This is a genomic window from Agathobaculum butyriciproducens, assembly GCA_003096535.1.
Lineage (GTDB): Bacteria > Bacillota > Clostridia > Oscillospirales > Butyricicoccaceae > Agathobaculum > Agathobaculum butyriciproducens.
On sequence record QEKJ01000001.1, the window covers coordinates 339287 to 354982 of the forward strand.

Annotated in this window: 12 protein-coding genes and 1 riboswitch; of the genes, 6 read left to right on the forward strand and 6 right to left on the reverse strand. The window is 55.6% G+C overall.

The window, feature by feature from the left end:
* Positions 1-156 precede the first annotated feature (156 nt).
* The 5 genes from C7386_RS01575 to pflB form a co-directional block, all read right to left on the reverse strand.
* Positions 157-1461 carry a bifunctional folylpolyglutamate synthase/dihydrofolate synthase gene (locus C7386_RS01575; protein ID WP_165815426.1) on the reverse strand — a complete coding sequence of 435 codons (1305 nt, stop codon included), beginning with the start codon at positions 1459-1461 and terminating at the stop codon, positions 157-159.
* A gap of 183 nt (positions 1462-1644) precedes the next feature.
* Complete coding sequence (locus tag C7386_RS01580) at positions 1645-2085, reverse strand: NifB/NifX family molybdenum-iron cluster-binding protein (RefSeq protein WP_110435316.1); 441 nt, start codon at positions 2083-2085, stop codon at positions 1645-1647.
* On the reverse strand, positions 2082-2900 hold the full coding sequence (locus tag C7386_RS01585; protein ID WP_110435317.1) for a P-loop NTPase: 819 nt from the start codon (positions 2898-2900) through the stop codon (positions 2082-2084). The genes C7386_RS01580 and C7386_RS01585 overlap by 4 nt, the downstream gene beginning before the upstream one ends.
* Before the next feature lie 1089 nt (positions 2901-3989).
* Entirely contained in the window at positions 3990-4688 is a 699-nt protein-coding gene (gene pflA / locus C7386_RS01590; RefSeq protein WP_116704707.1) for a pyruvate formate-lyase-activating protein, read from the reverse strand.
* Between the two features lie 469 nt (positions 4689-5157).
* Positions 5158-7386: a formate C-acetyltransferase gene (gene pflB / locus C7386_RS01595; protein WP_116704774.1), complete on the reverse strand. Its 2229-nt coding sequence runs from the start codon at positions 7384-7386 to the stop codon at positions 5158-5160.
* A 76-nt stretch (positions 7387-7462) separates the two neighbouring features.
* Positions 7463-7577, reverse strand: a riboswitch (ZMP/ZTP riboswitch).
* A 192-nt stretch (positions 7578-7769) separates the two neighbouring features.
* On the opposite strand from pflB, the gene C7386_RS01600 reads away from it, so the two are divergent.
* Complete coding sequence (locus tag C7386_RS01600; protein ID WP_116704708.1) at positions 7770-8849, forward strand: 6-phosphofructokinase; 1080 nt, start codon at positions 7770-7772, stop codon at positions 8847-8849.
* A gap of 421 nt (positions 8850-9270) precedes the next feature.
* Here C7386_RS01600 and C7386_RS01605 read toward each other — a convergent pair whose 3' ends face one another.
* Positions 9271-10554: an adenylosuccinate synthase gene (locus C7386_RS01605; protein ID WP_110435320.1), complete on the reverse strand. Its 1284-nt coding sequence runs from the start codon at positions 10552-10554 to the stop codon at positions 9271-9273.
* 222 nt (positions 10555-10776) lie between these two features.
* Between C7386_RS01605 and C7386_RS01610 the strand changes: the two genes are divergently transcribed.
* The 5 genes from C7386_RS01610 to C7386_RS01630 all read left to right on the forward strand — a co-directional run bounded on the left by C7386_RS01610 (position 10777) and on the right by C7386_RS01630 (position 15499).
* Positions 10777-11904 (forward strand): cysteine desulfurase family protein, encoded by a 1128-nt coding sequence (locus tag C7386_RS01610; protein WP_110435321.1) that lies wholly within the window; start codon positions 10777-10779, stop codon positions 11902-11904.
* Between the two features lie 30 nt (positions 11905-11934).
* Positions 11935-12621, forward strand: a complete 687-nt coding sequence (locus C7386_RS01615; RefSeq protein WP_110435322.1) for a hypothetical protein — start codon at positions 11935-11937, stop codon at positions 12619-12621.
* Positions 12622-12626: 5 nt separating this feature from the next.
* Entirely contained in the window at positions 12627-13013 is a 387-nt protein-coding gene (locus tag C7386_RS01620) for a hypothetical protein (protein ID WP_110435323.1), read from the forward strand.
* 23 nt (positions 13014-13036) lie between these two features.
* On the forward strand, positions 13037-14206 hold the full coding sequence (gene thiI, locus C7386_RS01625) for a tRNA uracil 4-sulfurtransferase ThiI (protein WP_110435324.1): 1170 nt from the start codon (positions 13037-13039) through the stop codon (positions 14204-14206).
* 63 nt (positions 14207-14269) lie between these two features.
* Complete coding sequence (locus C7386_RS01630; protein WP_110435325.1) at positions 14270-15499, forward strand: competence/damage-inducible protein A; 1230 nt, start codon at positions 14270-14272, stop codon at positions 15497-15499.
* Positions 15500-15696 lie beyond the last annotated feature (197 nt).

Sequence of the window (15696 nt, forward strand, 5' to 3'; positions counted from 1 at the left end):
TATATCACCTCGAAATCAGCAAAATATTACCTCTTATTTCGCAGGGCACCCCGCCCTGCGATATACCAAACAATATACCTATTGAAAACAACTGACACAAAAATAAAAGGCTTGTACTTTCAAAGTACAAGCCTTATTTTACCTGTTTATTCCATTTTAATCTGTCGCTTTCGGTCGGCCGCGCAAAATCTTCTCGCACTCACCGATGAGGTACAGCGAACCGCAGATAAGAATGCAGTCGTTCATCTTCGCATGCTCCAGTGCAAGCTCGATGGCGTGCTCGGCGGATTCGCATTCGTACACGCGCTTGCACGACTGCCGCGCCAGCTCTGCAATCGTGTGTACATCCAGCGAACGCTCACCCGCATCCGGCACACAGGCGTAAAAGTCATCCGCGCGGCTGGCGACCTCGTGAACACAGGTTTCGTAGTCCTTGTCACGCACCATGCCCATCACAACGTGCAGCCGCTTCATCTTGAGCAACTCATCCACCGCGTGACACAGGGCATCCGCGCCTGCGGCATTGTGTGCGCCGTCGAGCAGGATGAGTGGCTGATCGACCACGCGTTCCAGCCGGCCTGCGATACGCGCCCGCGCCAGACCACGCACGGCGGCTTCAGTCGGAATGTTCCAGCCGCGCTCGCGCAGTGCGTTCAGCGCCCGCAGAGCCGTCCGCGCATTCTGCAGCTGATGCCGTCCGGGCATGGCAATGGTGTAGCCCTGCGCCTCGTACACGAACGCCGAACCGCCGATGTCACACCGCAGTACGCGGCAGTCCTCCGCTCCGCCGAACCAGACAGCGCCCGCCGCGTCGCAGGCACGGCGCAGCACCCGCTGTACATCGTTCGGCTGACCGTCCGCGCAGACAACCGCCGCACCCGGCTTGAAAATACCTGCCTTCTCGGCCGCAATGACCGCCGTTGTGTTGCCAAGCACCGCCATATGGTCGAGCGAAATCGGCGTAATAACGCAGACCTCCGCATTTTTGATGACATTTGTCGCGTCACAGCGGCCGCCCAGACCGGTTTCGAGAACCACAATATCGCATTCCTGCTCAACAAAGCAGAGGAACGCCAGTGCGGTCGTAAACTCAAACTCGCCGATGGTCTCACCCTCGGGCAGCGTGAGCGATTCACACGCCACCGTTACCCGTTCGCACAGGCGCGTCAGATCGTCGTCCGAGATCATCACACCGTCCACGCGGATGCGCTCGTAAAACTGCACCAGATACGGCGAGGTATACAGTCCGGTGCGCAGTCCGGCCGCCTGCAGTGCCGAGGCGATCATGCACGCGGTCGAGCCTTTGCCGTTCGTGCCCGCAAGATGAACAAACTTCAGCCTGTCCTGCGGGTTTCCCAGCGCCTCGCACAGCGCCTTGATGCGGTGCAGACCCGGCTTGCCGGTAAATCTGCCGAGAGAGTGTATGTATTCGATTGCCGTTTTCGGATTTTCGGTATCCATAATAGCTTCTTTCCTTGTATTATAATGATACATTTGATTATAACACAGTTTCATCAAATTGAGAATGGAGAATTACCTTTCCGCAAAAGGAGCGGCACTTACTTCATCTGAACATTCATTCTCCATCTTCAATTCTCCATTGGAAACATAAAAACCACCGAAAATCGGTGGTTTTTATATTTTTTACTTGATCTCCTCGACCGGAATCTGCTTGAGCAGCTCGCTCGGGCCGCAGCCGGAGCACTTTGCACAGTCGTGCATGCATGCCATCGGATCATCCGGATCTTCCTCACGGCCGATCTCGAGGATGGTCGGGTCACCCTGCTTTTCACCGACGAGGAACTTCGCTACGGATTCCTCCGCCGAGCCTTCACAGCCGGGCACGAGCAGTACGCCGAGCATCTCGAGTGCGTTGCGCGTTGCCAGACCGAGTGAACCGCAGATGAGCACGTCGATCTGCTCCAGACCGGCGAACTTGATCAGGTCGGTCGCGGACGTGCCGGCAATCCCGGCAATGCGCTTGCCGACCGGTTCCCGACCCTCAGTGGTGATAATGAGCACCTCACGGCAGTCGCCCAGATTCTTGGCGATCCGGCCGTTTTCATATGCTACGCCAATGTTCATAACAGACCCTCCACGGTCTTAAGCGCACCGGAAAGCTCGTCCGGCAGCTTTGCATCCTCGATCTTGCCTGCGTCAACCGCCGCAGCCAGCTTCGGGTCGATCGGCAGCTTGGCCAGAACCGGCAGCTCGTAGTGCGCAGCTACCTCGTCAATGTGGCTCTCGCCGAATACCGAAATGTGCTTGCCGCAGTCCGGGCATGCCAGATAGCTGTAGTTCTCCACGATGCCGAGCACCGGAATGTTCATCATCTTCGCCATCTTAACCGCCTTGCCGACGATCATGGAGACCAGATCCTGCGGCGAGGTAACAACGATGATGCCGTCCACCGGCAGGGACTGGAACACGGTCAGCGGTACGTCGCCCGTTCCGGGAGGCATATCGACAAACAGGAAGTCCACGTCGTCCCATACAACGTCAGACCAGAACTGCTTGACGGTCTCCGCGATGATCGGACCGCGGTAAATAACCGGATCGTCCTCATGCGGCAGTACCAGATTGATCGAGATCATCTGTACACCGCCTTCGCTGCGTGCCGGAAGAATGCCTTCCTCGCAGCCCTCGAGCTGACCGTGTACGCCGAAGGTCTTGGGGATAGACGGACCGGTGATGTCGGCATCCAGCACACCGCAGGAATAACCCTTGCGCGTCATGCCGACCGCCATCATCGAGGTGAGCAGGCTCTTGCCTACGCCGCCCTTACCGGAAACAACGCCGATGACTTTTTTAACAGAGGCCGCCGGATTGGCTGCAACCTTGAGGCTCTTTTCGCCGCCGCAGTGAGACGAGCAGCTATCGCAATTATGCGAGCAACCCATAAAAAACAACTCCTTACCTATATATCTTGCATAGAAACAGTATACCCTAAAAAGAAACTTTCCGCAAGCATCGCACCGGCTTATTTATTGACAAATGCCAAAAACGGGAAAGCACCGCTGTTTCGCGGGGGAACGAAACAACGGTGCTTTCGGTTAATAACACAAATTGAAAAAAGGGAAAAAAGAGAAATGAAAAAAATCGGATGACGTCAATGCGGGATTTGCGGCTCTCCCTCACTGACAAGTACAGTATACTGTCTTTTTATGCCGAATGTGTGAACAAAATTTGAATATGCTGTGAAGGATCTGCAAAGAAAACGGCTTATCGTCCAAACTGCAGTCTGGCAATAAATCAAGAGAAACGCCCTGTTTCCCGGGGGAAGGAAACAGGGCGTTCTCGTTGATGCAAATGAAAAGAGTTTAAGAAAAGGTGATAAAATCAAAGAAAAGAGGTTGTCAGCTTGAGAAAAGGGGTAACTCTTACTGACACCTATAGTATATCGCGCAGGCGCCCTTTAATTGTGAACAAATCATGAACAGACCTTGAAATATTTTTTACAATGTAAACAAGTACCCTGCTTAACCATTTCAAAGATACTCCGAGACAGGAAAACACCCCGGCTCCGTGGGGGAAACGGAACCGAGGTGTTTTCGATCATTTCACAAAATAAAGGGGGTAAAAGAGAAATAAAAGATTGTAGATGACTATCGATTCGGGATTGCGGCTTCCCTTATCGACAATGTTAGTATACCGCACTTTGCTTCAAAATGTGTGAACGAATTTTGAACATAATTTGAAAGGTTTGTGTACTGCCGAAAACCCGGTTTCGTACAGGAAAACACCCTGCCTCCGAGGGGGAACGGGAACAGGGTGTTTTCGGTCATTTCACAAAATAAAGGGGGTAAAAGAGAAATAAAAAAATCAGTAGGCTGTGTCGTTCGGGATTGCGGCTTCCCTCATCGACAATGTTAGTATACCCCACTTTGCCGCAAAATGTGTGAACGAATTTTGAACAGAATTTGAAAGGTTTGTTTCTAAGGCAACACCGCATAATTGAACAAGAGTAATTTGCGAGTAAATTTTCCGTGTTACAGCTGTGCGACCATGGTTTTCAGGGCATCCGGGTTCATGGCAGGCGTATCCTTCAGCGGAAATTCCAGACCGAGCCGTTCATATTTTTCCATGCACAGCTTGTGGAACGGCAGAAACTCCAGCTTTTCAAAGTTGGGATAGCTTTCCGCCTTGGCTTTGACGCGGCGCAAATGGTCCATACCATCGGTCAGACCAGGCACAACCACATGCCGAATCCACAGCGGCACGTTTTTCATCGCGGTCAGCTGCAGGAAACGCTCAATCTGGTCGAAATCCGCGCGGCAGTTCTTGAGATAATTCGCTTTGGTGAGGAATTTCAGGTCGCACAGAACCAAATCCGTGTGCGCGAGCACCTTTTCCGCTTTGGAGAGATTGCCCACGCCGGAGGTATCGAGCGCGGTGTGTACGCCGTGCTCATGCAGCCTGGCAAAGAATTCCTCAACGAATTCAGCCTGCAGAAGCGGTTCGCCGCCGGTGACGGTTACGCCGCCGCCGTTTTTCCAGTACGGACGAAACCGGAGAGCCTTGCGGACCAGCTCGTCCACGTCGGTCGGTGTGCCGCCTTCGGTCAGCCAGGTATCGGGATTATGGCAATAGATGCACCGCAGCGGGCAGCCCTGCATAAATACGACGTATCGCACGCCGGGGCCGTCCACCGCGCCGAGAGATTGGATGGAATGAATGTTTCCGGTCATATTGCCACTTTCCTTTCATTGCTGAATTTATCAATCCGTTTGGGTAAACGGGGAACGTGCGGTACCCACCGCTGGGGGCAAAGAGGAAGGACAACCTACGTTTTTCCTTCCTCTTTGAACTCCTGCCTTTCCCTTAGATAGCCTGACGCAAACCAGAGAGGCGGGACCGCTTCGAAATTGGGGTACGGCAGCCGGGTTACTGTTGCGTGTCTTGCTCTGCCTTTTCGCAGTTCACAGACAGTTTACTGCTACACAGATCGGTATCTGACACTGCGAATAGGTTGAGAAAAACACGGAAGAAAAATCCTCTGCCGTTTCCCCTTTTCAGAGCGGTCACATGTCGGCAATCTGCGCCAGACTATCCCAAAGGAAACGGAGAGAAAATCAGAGGGGTGGAAACCTTGGTGTCCATCCCTCTTGTGCGCCCGCGCGGCGTCAGCCCAGTTCCGTTCGCTTCACAAGCGAAAACTCAGATCGCCTCGTGGAAGGTACGCGAAATAACCTCACGCTGCTGCTCGCGGCTCAGCTTGTAGAAGTTCACCGCATAGCCGGAAACACGGATGGTCAGGTTCGGGTACTGCTCCGGATGCTCGTAAGCCGCCATCAGGGTTTCGCGGTTGAGCACATTTACGTTCAGGTGATGCGCATTCTGCGCGAAGTAGCCGCCCATGATGGCAACAAGATTGTTCACCTGCTCCTCATCGGTCTTGCCGAGCGCACCCGGCGTGATGGAGAACGTGTTGGAGATACCATCGCGGCAGTAGGTGTAGCTCAGCTTTGCAACCGAGTTGAGGGAAGCCAGCGCGCCGGAAACGTCGCGGCCGCTCATCGGGTTTGCGCCCGGTGCCAGCGGTTCGCCGTGACGGCGGCCGTCCGGCGTGTTGCCGGTCTTTTTGCCGTACATAACGTTAGAGGTGATGGTCAGGATGGACATCGTGTGGATCGCACCGCGGTACAGCGGGAACTGCGTCAGCGCCTGATAGAACTTCTCGACCTGCTCACACGCGATCTGATCTACGCGGTCGTCGTCATTGCCGAACTTCGGGAAATCGCCCTCGATCTCGAAATCAACGATAATGCCGTTCTCCGGATTGCGGATGGGCTTTACCTTGGCATACTTGATCGCGGAGAGCGAATCCGCCATGCAGCTCATGCCCGCAATGCCGAATGCCATCAGGCGGCGCACCTCGGTATCATGCAGCGCCATCTGGCTCTTCTCGTAGGCGTACTTGTCGTGCATGTAATGGATGGTGTTCATCGCGGAAACGTAGGTCTTAGCCAGCCACGGACGGTAGAAGTCCATGCGGCGGAGAACCTCCTCATAATCCAGCACATCGCCGTCCATGACCGGCATCTCCGGACCGACCTGCTCGAACTTGTTCTCGTCACGGCCGCCGTTGATTGCCATCATCATCAGCTTTGCGATGTTGGCACGCGCACCGAAGAACTGCATGTCCTTACCGACGCGCATCGCGGATACGCAGCACGCGATTGCGTAATCATCGCCGTAGTACGGACGCATAACGTCGTCGTTCTCGTACTGCAGGGCATCCGTGTCGATAGATACCTTTGCGATGAACTTCTTCCAGTTCTCCGGCAGGTTTTCGCTCCACAGAACGGTCAGATTCGGCTCTGCGGCAGCGTTCAGGTTGTACAGGGTGTTGAGCATGCGGTAGCTGTTCTTCGTAACCATGTGACGGCCGTCCTCGCCGATGCCGCCGACTGCCTCGGTGATCCACATCGGGTCGCCGCCGAACAGCTCGTTGTACTCCGGCGTGCGCAGGTGGCGCGCCATACGCAGGTGCAGAACGAAATCGTCCATGATCTCCTGTGCCTCGCTCTCGGTGAGCAGGCCTGCCGCAATATCGCGCTCAAAGTAGATGTCGAGGAAGGTGGAGGTACGGCCAAGGCTCATTGCGGCGCCGTTCTGTTCCTTGATGCCGGCCAGATAGCCAAAGTACAGCCACTGAACGGCCTCCTTTGCGTTCTCCGCCGGACGGGTGATATCAAAGCCGTAGGAAGCCGCCATTGCGATCATGTCCTTGAGCGCCTTGATCTGGTCGCTCAGCTCCTCAGCGCAGCGGATTTCTTTCTCGGTGGTCGGCACGCTGCCGAGCGCATCCTTGTCCTTCTGCTTCTCCTCGATGAGGCGGTTCACGCCGTACAGCGCCACGCGGCGGTAGTCACCGATGATGCGGCCGCGGCCGTAAGCATCCGGCAGGCCGGTCAGCAGACCAACGTGACGCGCTTCACGAACGTCCTTGGTGTATGCGGAGAATACGCCGTCGTTGTGGGTCTTGTGGTACTTGAACTCCTCCTCAATCTTGGGAGAAACCTCATAGCCGTACTGCTTGCACGCATCACGGACCATACGCATGCCGCCGAACGGATTGCATGCACGCTTGAGCGGCTCATCGGTCTGCAGACCGACGATAACCTCGTTGTCCTTGTCGAGATAGCCCGGGCCGAAGGCCGTGATAGTGATAACGGTCTCGGTGTCGATATTACGGACACCGCCCTTTTCGCGCTCCTCCGCGAGCAGTGCATCGAACTTCTCACGCAGCGCAGTCGTGCGTGCGGTAGCCGGAGCCAGAAAAGCGCCGTCACCATCATACGGGGTGTAATTCTTCTGGATAAAGTCGCGGACATTGATCTCGTTTTCCCAGTTGCCGCCATTAAAGTTGTTCCATGCGTTCATATTCTTTTCCTCCTGTTTGTGCTGTCTGCTGTCCTTTTTTATGGTAACAAAAAAGGACAGCATCGCGTATTACTTGCGACACTGCCCAGACGGTCGGCATTGAGATACACTTCACGGTGCATCTGATTACGGAACTCCCTGCTCCCCGGTGGTTTGCGCTCCACCTGTGTCCGTCAGTTGCAGGGAATCTGTCTGGCATTAGCATAACACATCTGCCGCTCAATATGCAACTGCCGAAAGTCACAAAAAATCCATGTGAAAAAACGGTGGAATCTGTGTAAAGTATCTTTTCAATTTACACAAAATAGGGTATAGTAAAAATACGATACTGCGCATTGTACAATATACAGAATGCGGAAAACAGAGTCAGGAGGCAGACGAGTATGTTAAAGATTGGTATGCTGACCAGCGGCGGCGACTGTCAGGGTCTGAACGCGGCACTGCGCGGTGTAGCGAAAACACTGTATAACGAACTGGGAGATAAAGTAACCATCTATGGTATTCGGGACGGCTACCGCGGTTTGATCGAGGGCGATTACCACGAAATGCTGCCCGAGGATTTTTCGGATATTCTGACCGTCGGCGGCACCATTCTCGGTACGTCGCGCCAGCCGTTCAAGGAAATGCGCAAGACCATCGAGGACAGCGAGGAGACCAAGCTGGATAAAATGCTGCACACGGTGAAAAAGGCAGGCTTTGACTGTCTGGTCATTCTGGGCGGCAACGGCACGCACAAGACCGCAAACCTGCTGAGCATGAAGGGTGTAAACGTGGTAACGCTGCCCAAGACGATCGACAACGATCTGTGGGGCACCGAGCTGACATTTGGTTTTCAGTCCGCGATTGATATCGCGTCCACGGTTATTGATTCCATCCATTCCACCGCATTTTCGCACTCGCGCGTGTTCATCGTGGAGGTTATGGGACATAAAGCCGGCTGGCTGACGCTGTACGCAGGCATTGCCTCCGGCGCGGATGTCATCGTTATTCCGGAAATCCCCTACTCCGCAAAAAAGATTGCCGCAGCGATTGAAAAGCGTGCCAAGGCGGGCAAACGATTCTCGATCATTGCAGTGGCTGAGGGCGCGATAAGTCAAGACGAGGCCAAGCTGAGCAAAAAGGAATTCAAGGCTGCCCGCGAGGCGATGACCTATCCGTCCATCTCCTACCGCATTGCGGACGAGCTGAAGGAGCTGACCGGTCAGGAGATCCGCGTTACCATTCCGGGCCATTACCAGCGCGGCGGCGCTCCCTGCCCGGCCGACCGCGTGCTGACAAGCCGGTTTGGCGTAGCGGCAGCCCAGCTTATCCTGCAGAAAAAGTTCGGCTATATGGTTGCGCTGCAGGATAACCATATCGTGCCGGTTCCGCTGACCGAGGTCGCAGGCAAGCTGAAAACCGTTCCGCCCGATGGCGAACTGGTGAAGCAGGCAAGAGCGCTCGGACTGTCGATGGGCGACTGATTGCCGAATTGAGAATTGAAAATGGAGAATGGAGAAGGAACGCAGCTATTTAATCCGTTCCAAAAAGGACGCATAATATGCGTCCTTTTTTCGTGCGAAAGCACATATAAAATTCCGGTTTGCTTGCAAACCGCAACTACACGACAGGATTTCGTTCAGAAATCTGAGTCATTGTCCCGTGCCGTGCACGACCGCCGTTTCACGGCGGCATTCAATCGCGTTTGCCGTGCAAATGCAAAAAAACGCAGGACATGCGCGCGCAGCGCGGACATAGCCGCGCAAGGATAGCGCCTGCGTTTTTTTACAAGAAAAAAGGGATTTTGTGTGCCCGCCAAGGCGGACGCGCAAAATCCCGTATAGGACGTATCCGAGCCATTGGCTCGGTACGTCCCTCTCGTCCGAAAGCGTGGTTTCGGACGAATTATTTGATGGTCATAACCTGATCACGAGCAGGACCTACGCCAAGCATGGTAATCGGGCACTCGATGATGCGCTCCAGCTCCTTGATGTAGGACTGCACGGTTGCCGGCAGTTCCTCAAAGGAACGGCAGTTGGTGATATCCTCATCAAAGCCGTCGAACTCCTCGTAAACCGGCTCACAGTCTACCAGATCCATGAAGTTTGCCGGGAACTCGGTAACGGTCTCGCCGTTCTTCAGCTTGTATGCAACGCAGACCTTGAGCTTCGGCAGACCGCGCAGCGGGTCGATCTTGTTGATAACAACGTCGGTCAGACCGTTTACACGAACCGCATAGCGTGCAACGACTGCGTCGAACCAGCCGGTACGGCGCGGACGGCCGGTAACGGTACCGAACTCGCCGCCTGCATTGCGGATGTAGTCGCCGGTCTCGTCGAACAGCTCGGTCGGGAACGGACCCTCGCCTACACGGGTAGTGTAGGACTTAAAGATACCCATGATCTCGTTGATGGCAGTCGGGCCGACACCGGAACCGATGCAGCAGCCGCCTGCTACCGGATGAGACGAGGTAACATACGGATAGGTGCCCATGTCGAGGTCGAGCAGTGTGCCCTGCGCACCCTCGAACAGCACTTCCTTGCCGGACTTGATGGCGTCATAGGTCATAACGGTGGTGTCGCGCACCATCGGACGCAGACGGTCTGCGTAAACCTTGTACTCTGCGATAACAGCGTCCGCGTCGATCGGCTCGCCGCCGTAAACGCCGGTAATCACGCGGTTCTTACGGGCACAGGTCTCGCGGATAACCTCCTCGAAACGCTCTGCGTCTACAAAATCGTGCATGCGGATGCCGCTGCGCTCGGACTTGTCCATATAGGTCGGGCCAATGCCCTTCTTGGTGGTGCCGATTGCGGTGCCTTCCTTGGCCTTCTCCGCCTCGCTGAGCGCATCCAGCTCAAGGTGCCACGGCATGATGCAGTGGCAGCGTGCGTCGATGAACAGCTTGTCGGTGGAAACGCCCTTCTCGTGCAGACCGTCGATCTCGCCGAGGACAGCCTTCGGATTGACAACAACACCCGGGCCGATGACGTTGACGCACTCCGGATACAGGATGCCGGACGGAATCAGCTGCAGCTTGTACTTCTCACCGCCGGCTACAACGGTGTGACCGGCATTGTTGCCGCCCTGGCTGCGGACAACCAGATCCGCCTTGCCTGCGAAAATATCAATAAACTTACCCTTGCCTTCGTCGCCCCACTGAGCGCCGAGAATTACCTTACCTGGCATAGGATTTCCTCCCTTTCTATCTGCAACGTGCTCTTGTCACGCGATATACTTTATATATGTATGGATCATACCCTTGAAATTATAGCATACCCTTCTCTACTTTTCAATGCCGTTTTGCACGTTTTTGTCTTGTAAAAGACGGCCCGCCGTTGTAAAATATTTTATAATAGTGGGAAGTATGGCCGCACGGCGGTCTGTCCCGATGAAGGAGTTCGTTTTTCTATGCATTATCTTGATAACGCGGCGACGACCCGCGTGCTGCCCGAAGCAGCCGAAGCGGCCGTTCACGCGATGTGCGAGGAGTTCGGCAATCCGTCCAGCCTGCACCGCATGGGTCTGGAGGCCTCGCATCTGCTCGAGGACAGCCGCAGGACGGTCGCGTCTGCGCTCGGCTGTCTGCCCGAGGAAGTATATTTCACCGCCTGCGGCACGGAGAGCACCAACATCAGCCTGCGCGGTGCCGCTCACCTCAACCGACATAAAAAGGGCCGCATCATCACGACCGAGATTGAGCACGCGGCAACCGTCAACACCGCAAAGCAGCTTGCTGCGGACGGCTTCGACGTAGTTTTCCTTGCACCGGACGCAACCGGTCACATCACGCCCGAGGTGCTGAGCGAAGCACTGACCGAGGACACCATTCTTCTCTCCTGCCAGCTGGTCAACAACGAGATCGGCACGGTACAGCCGGTCGAACAGCTCGGAAAGCTGCTCAAGGCCAAGGCACCCAAGGCGCTGTTCCATATTGATGCCGTACAGGGTCTTTGCCGTGTACGCCTGACGCCGAAAAAATGGAACTGTGACCTGATGAGCGTTTCCGGCCACAAAATCGGCGCACCCAAGGGCATCGGTGCGCTGTATGTGAAAAAGGGCCTGCGCCTGCCTCCGCTGACGTTCGGCGGCGGTCAGGAGCGCGGGATGCGCCCGGGCACCGAGGCCGTGCCGAATATCGCCGCGTTCGCCAAGGCGTGCGAGATCCGTATGGCGCACTTTGACGAGGATTACGCCCATGTGCAGGAGCTGGCCGACTACCTCAAGCAGCAGGTGGCCGCCGAGCTGCCGGATGCTGTAATTAACGGCGAAGGCGATATCCCGCATGTTGTCAATCTTTCCATGCCCGGCTGCAAGAGCGAGGTCATGCTGCATGTACTCGAGGGGGACGAGGTTTACATTTCCAGCGGCTCAGCCTGCTCCAAGGGCAAGCAGAGCGGTGTGCTCAAGGCACTCGGTCTGCCGAAGGCGCGCACGGACAGCGCGCTGCGCGTTTCGTTTGCACCGTTCAACACAAAGGAAGATGTAGACGCATTCATCAATGCCGTTAAAAAAGGCGCAAAAATGTTCAGACGTTAACCGTTAGAAACAACGGACGGAGGTGCGAGTATGAAGAAATCGTATGTTTTCAACACCCTCATCTGCTGCGGCTGCACCGCACTGATTTTCCTGCTGCATTTTGTTGTGTATGGCGGTGTGCTGCTGAAAAGTCCGGGCTATGCCGGGCTGTTCTGCGCCGTCTGGATCGCGCATGCTGCCGGCTATTCCGGCACGCTGGAGCCGGAGGAGCGTCCGCATACCGCAGTGCGCGTTCGAGTGTTGCAGTTGCTGTACTGCATCCTTTTCGGCAGCGTTCTGTTCGCCACCATCGAGGACCCGTATAACGTTCTGTGCTGGTTCTGCGTGGTATACGGCGTGGTTTACATCATTTTCTTCCTGCGCAAAGGAGATAACGGCGCGGAACCGTGGACTGCGACGTTCATGATGCTCTGGATGCTGCTCACACTCGGCGCGTTTCTACTGATCGTGCATCCGATCACGGTGTCGCAGGCACGCAATCTGGTCGAGCAGGCCGGTTACACTGACCTGTACCGTTTTCAGTCCGTTGACTGGGACGCGGCCCGGTTCGCGCAGGTGATAAACAATGATACGGAGATTATCGGCTGCACCATGCCGGAGGAAAAGGAGCCGCTCGGCTGGTACGGTTTCCGCGCCTTCAAAGACGGAGAAAGATACTGCGTGGTCGTTTCGGCGGCACGCGGACAGATTGAAGTACAGGAAAAACAAGGAGTTTAATCTATATGGAATACAAAACCATCACCAAACCGGACGGCTCGGAGCAGAAGCTCGCCGTATATGACGGCAAATGCCGCTTCTGGATGGAGGGCCTTTACGACAGCCTGCCGGACACTGCCGAAAAGCGTGCAGAGGAATGCAGTCTGCCGGTCAAGATTGACCGCCGGGAGGACGGCACGGTCAGCGTCGGCACGCAGTCGCTCGTACCGTGGGAAACCGATTACGGCAAGCTGGAAATCATGGCGGACGTTTACTTAAACTATCTGGCACAGGTGTTCAACCTGCCGGATGATGATTACGTCAAGACCCGCTTGGAGTTCGGCTCGGACAGCGCCGACCGCGACAGCCTGATGACCGCCGAAGAAAAGGAAATCATCAGCGCAAACAAATAAATTTACCATCAAGGAGACAATAAATGAAAGAAGTATTACTGCTCAAGTGCGGTGAGATCGTCCTCAAGGGACTCAACCGCAAAACCTTTGAGGATCGTCTGCTGAAAAACCTCAAGCGCCGCATGGCGCACGTTGCAGACTGCGAGATCACCATGCGCCAGTCGGTCGTTTATGTGGAGATTCCGGACGATGCAGACGCAGATGCGGTTATGGAGTGCGCAAGCCGTGTGTTCGGCTTTGCGACCATCTCCCGTGCAGCGGTCTGCCCGGAAAAGACGCTCGAGAGTGTCATTGCGACCGCAAAGGACTATCTGGCACCCAATTTTGCGGCAGCTAAGACCTTTAAGGTCGAGTCCAAGCGCGGCGACAAGAAATTCCCGATGACCTCCACCGAAATCAGCCAGCACGTCGGCGGCGAGCTTGCTGATCTGTTTCCTGATGTTCGTCCGGACATGCACCATCCCGACCTGACCGTACACGTTGAGATGCGCGAGAAGTACGCCTTCGTTCACGCTGGTCCGGTTCCGGGTGCGGGCGGTATGCCCATCGGCTCGAACGGCCGTGCAGCGCTGCTGCTCTCCGGCGGCATCGACTCCCCTGTTGCCGGCTGGATGATGGCCAAGCGCGGTCTGGAGCTGTGCGGCATCCACTTTTTCAGCTATCCGTACACCTCCGAGCGCGCCAAGGAGAAGGTGCTTGAACTGGGTCGCAAGCTGACCGCATGGTGCGGCCGCATGAGCGTTATGGTCGTGCCGTTCACCCACATTCAGGAGGAAATCCGCGACAAGTGCCACGAGGAGCTGTTCACACTCATCATGCGCCGCTTTATGATGCGCATTGCCGAGCGCGTAGCTGTTGAGTACGGCTGCGGTGCGCTCATCACCGGTGAGTCGCTCGGTCAGGTTGCCAGCCAGACCATGCCCGCCATGGCCGTTACCGGCGCGGTGTGCGACCTGCCGGTGTTCCGTCCCTGCATCGGCATGGATAAGGAGGAAATTGTCACGATCGCCCGTAAGATCGACACCTTCGAGACCTCTATCCTTCCCTACGAGGACTGCTGCACCGTATTCACCCCGAAGCACCCGAATACCAAGCCGAAGATGCCGAAGATCCTCGAGGCAGAGAGCCACCTCGACGTTGAAGCACTCGTGGACGAGGCGGTTAAGGGTGTGGAGATTATCCACCTTCCGTAATAATTAGGAATGAGTAATTACTAATTAAAATAGCAATTCCCTTGATTTAAGGAGGAACTTTCATTGAACGCAGAACTTATCGCAGTCGGCACAGAGATCCTGCTGGGCGACATCGTAAACACCGATGCACAGCTGATCTCGCAGGGTCTGTCCGAGCTGGGCATCAATGTATTCTACCAGACCGTTGTCGGTGACAATCCGGCGCGTCTCGAGCGCGTAGTCCGCGAGGCAAAGGACCGTGCTGACATCATCATCACCACCGGCGGCCTTGGCCCAACCCTTGACGATCTGACCAAGGAGACGCTGGCGACCGTTTTCGGCAAAAAGATGGTACTGCATCAGCCGTCCATGGACCGTCTGACCGACTTTTTCAAGACCATCGGCCGCGAAATGACCAAGAACAACGAAAAGCAGGCATGGCTGCCGGAGGGCTGCACCGTATTCACCAACCTGTGGGGCACGGCACCCGGCTGTGCATTTGAGGCCGACGGCAAGCACGTTCTCATGCTGCCCGGCCCTCCGCGCGAGTGCAACCCGATGTGGAAGGAATGTGCAATGCCGTATCTGTACAAGCTGGCAGGCGGCTGCATCGTATCCCGCAACATCCGCGTATTCGGCCTCGGCGAAAGCAACATGGAGAATATCCTGCACGACATGATGGAAAAAAGCGCAAATCCGACTATTGCGCCGTATGCCCGCACCTCGGAGTGCTTCGCGCGCGTTACCGCCAAGGCGGACACCCCAGCAGAATGCGAGAAGATGCTCGATCCGGTCGTTGACGAAATCCTGAAGCTGCTCGGCGACGACGTTTACGGCGTAGATGTTGACTCTCTCGAGCAGGTAGTCGGCGACGGCCTGCGCGAGCGCAAGCTGACCCTCGCAGTAGCCGAAAGCTGCACCGGCGGTCTGCTGTCCAAGCGCCTGACCGACATCCCGGGCGCATCCGATTACTACCTCGGCGGTGTATGCTCGTACAGCAACAGCGTCAAGGAGAAGGTGCTCGGCGTGAAGAAGGAGACCCTCGATACGGTCGGCGCGGTATCTCCCGAAACCGCAGAGCAGATGGCTGTCGGCGTTGCAAATGCGCTTGGCTCGGACATCGGCGTCGGCATCACCGGCATTGCCGGCCCGGGCGGCGGCACCGAGGACAAGCCGACCGGTCTGGTCTATATCAGCGTTTGGTACGACGGCAAGTTCTTTACCCGCAAAATGCAGTCCTCGCTCGGCCGCGACCGTGTGCGCATGCAGGCCGCTTCTACGGCGCTTGATCTCATCCGCCGCCACATTTTCTAAACAAATTTATATCGAATTGTACGTTATTTTGTCATTCCCACTCAAATGATGTGGAAAGCAAACAAAATTTCTGTAAAGAAAGTCCAGTAATTGTGCTAAATTGCTGGACTTTTCTATTTATGTGATGTATACTATATCTAACTAAAGTGAGGGTATTCCGCCAAAATTCTGTCGAAGTACACAAACTGTTGGAAAAT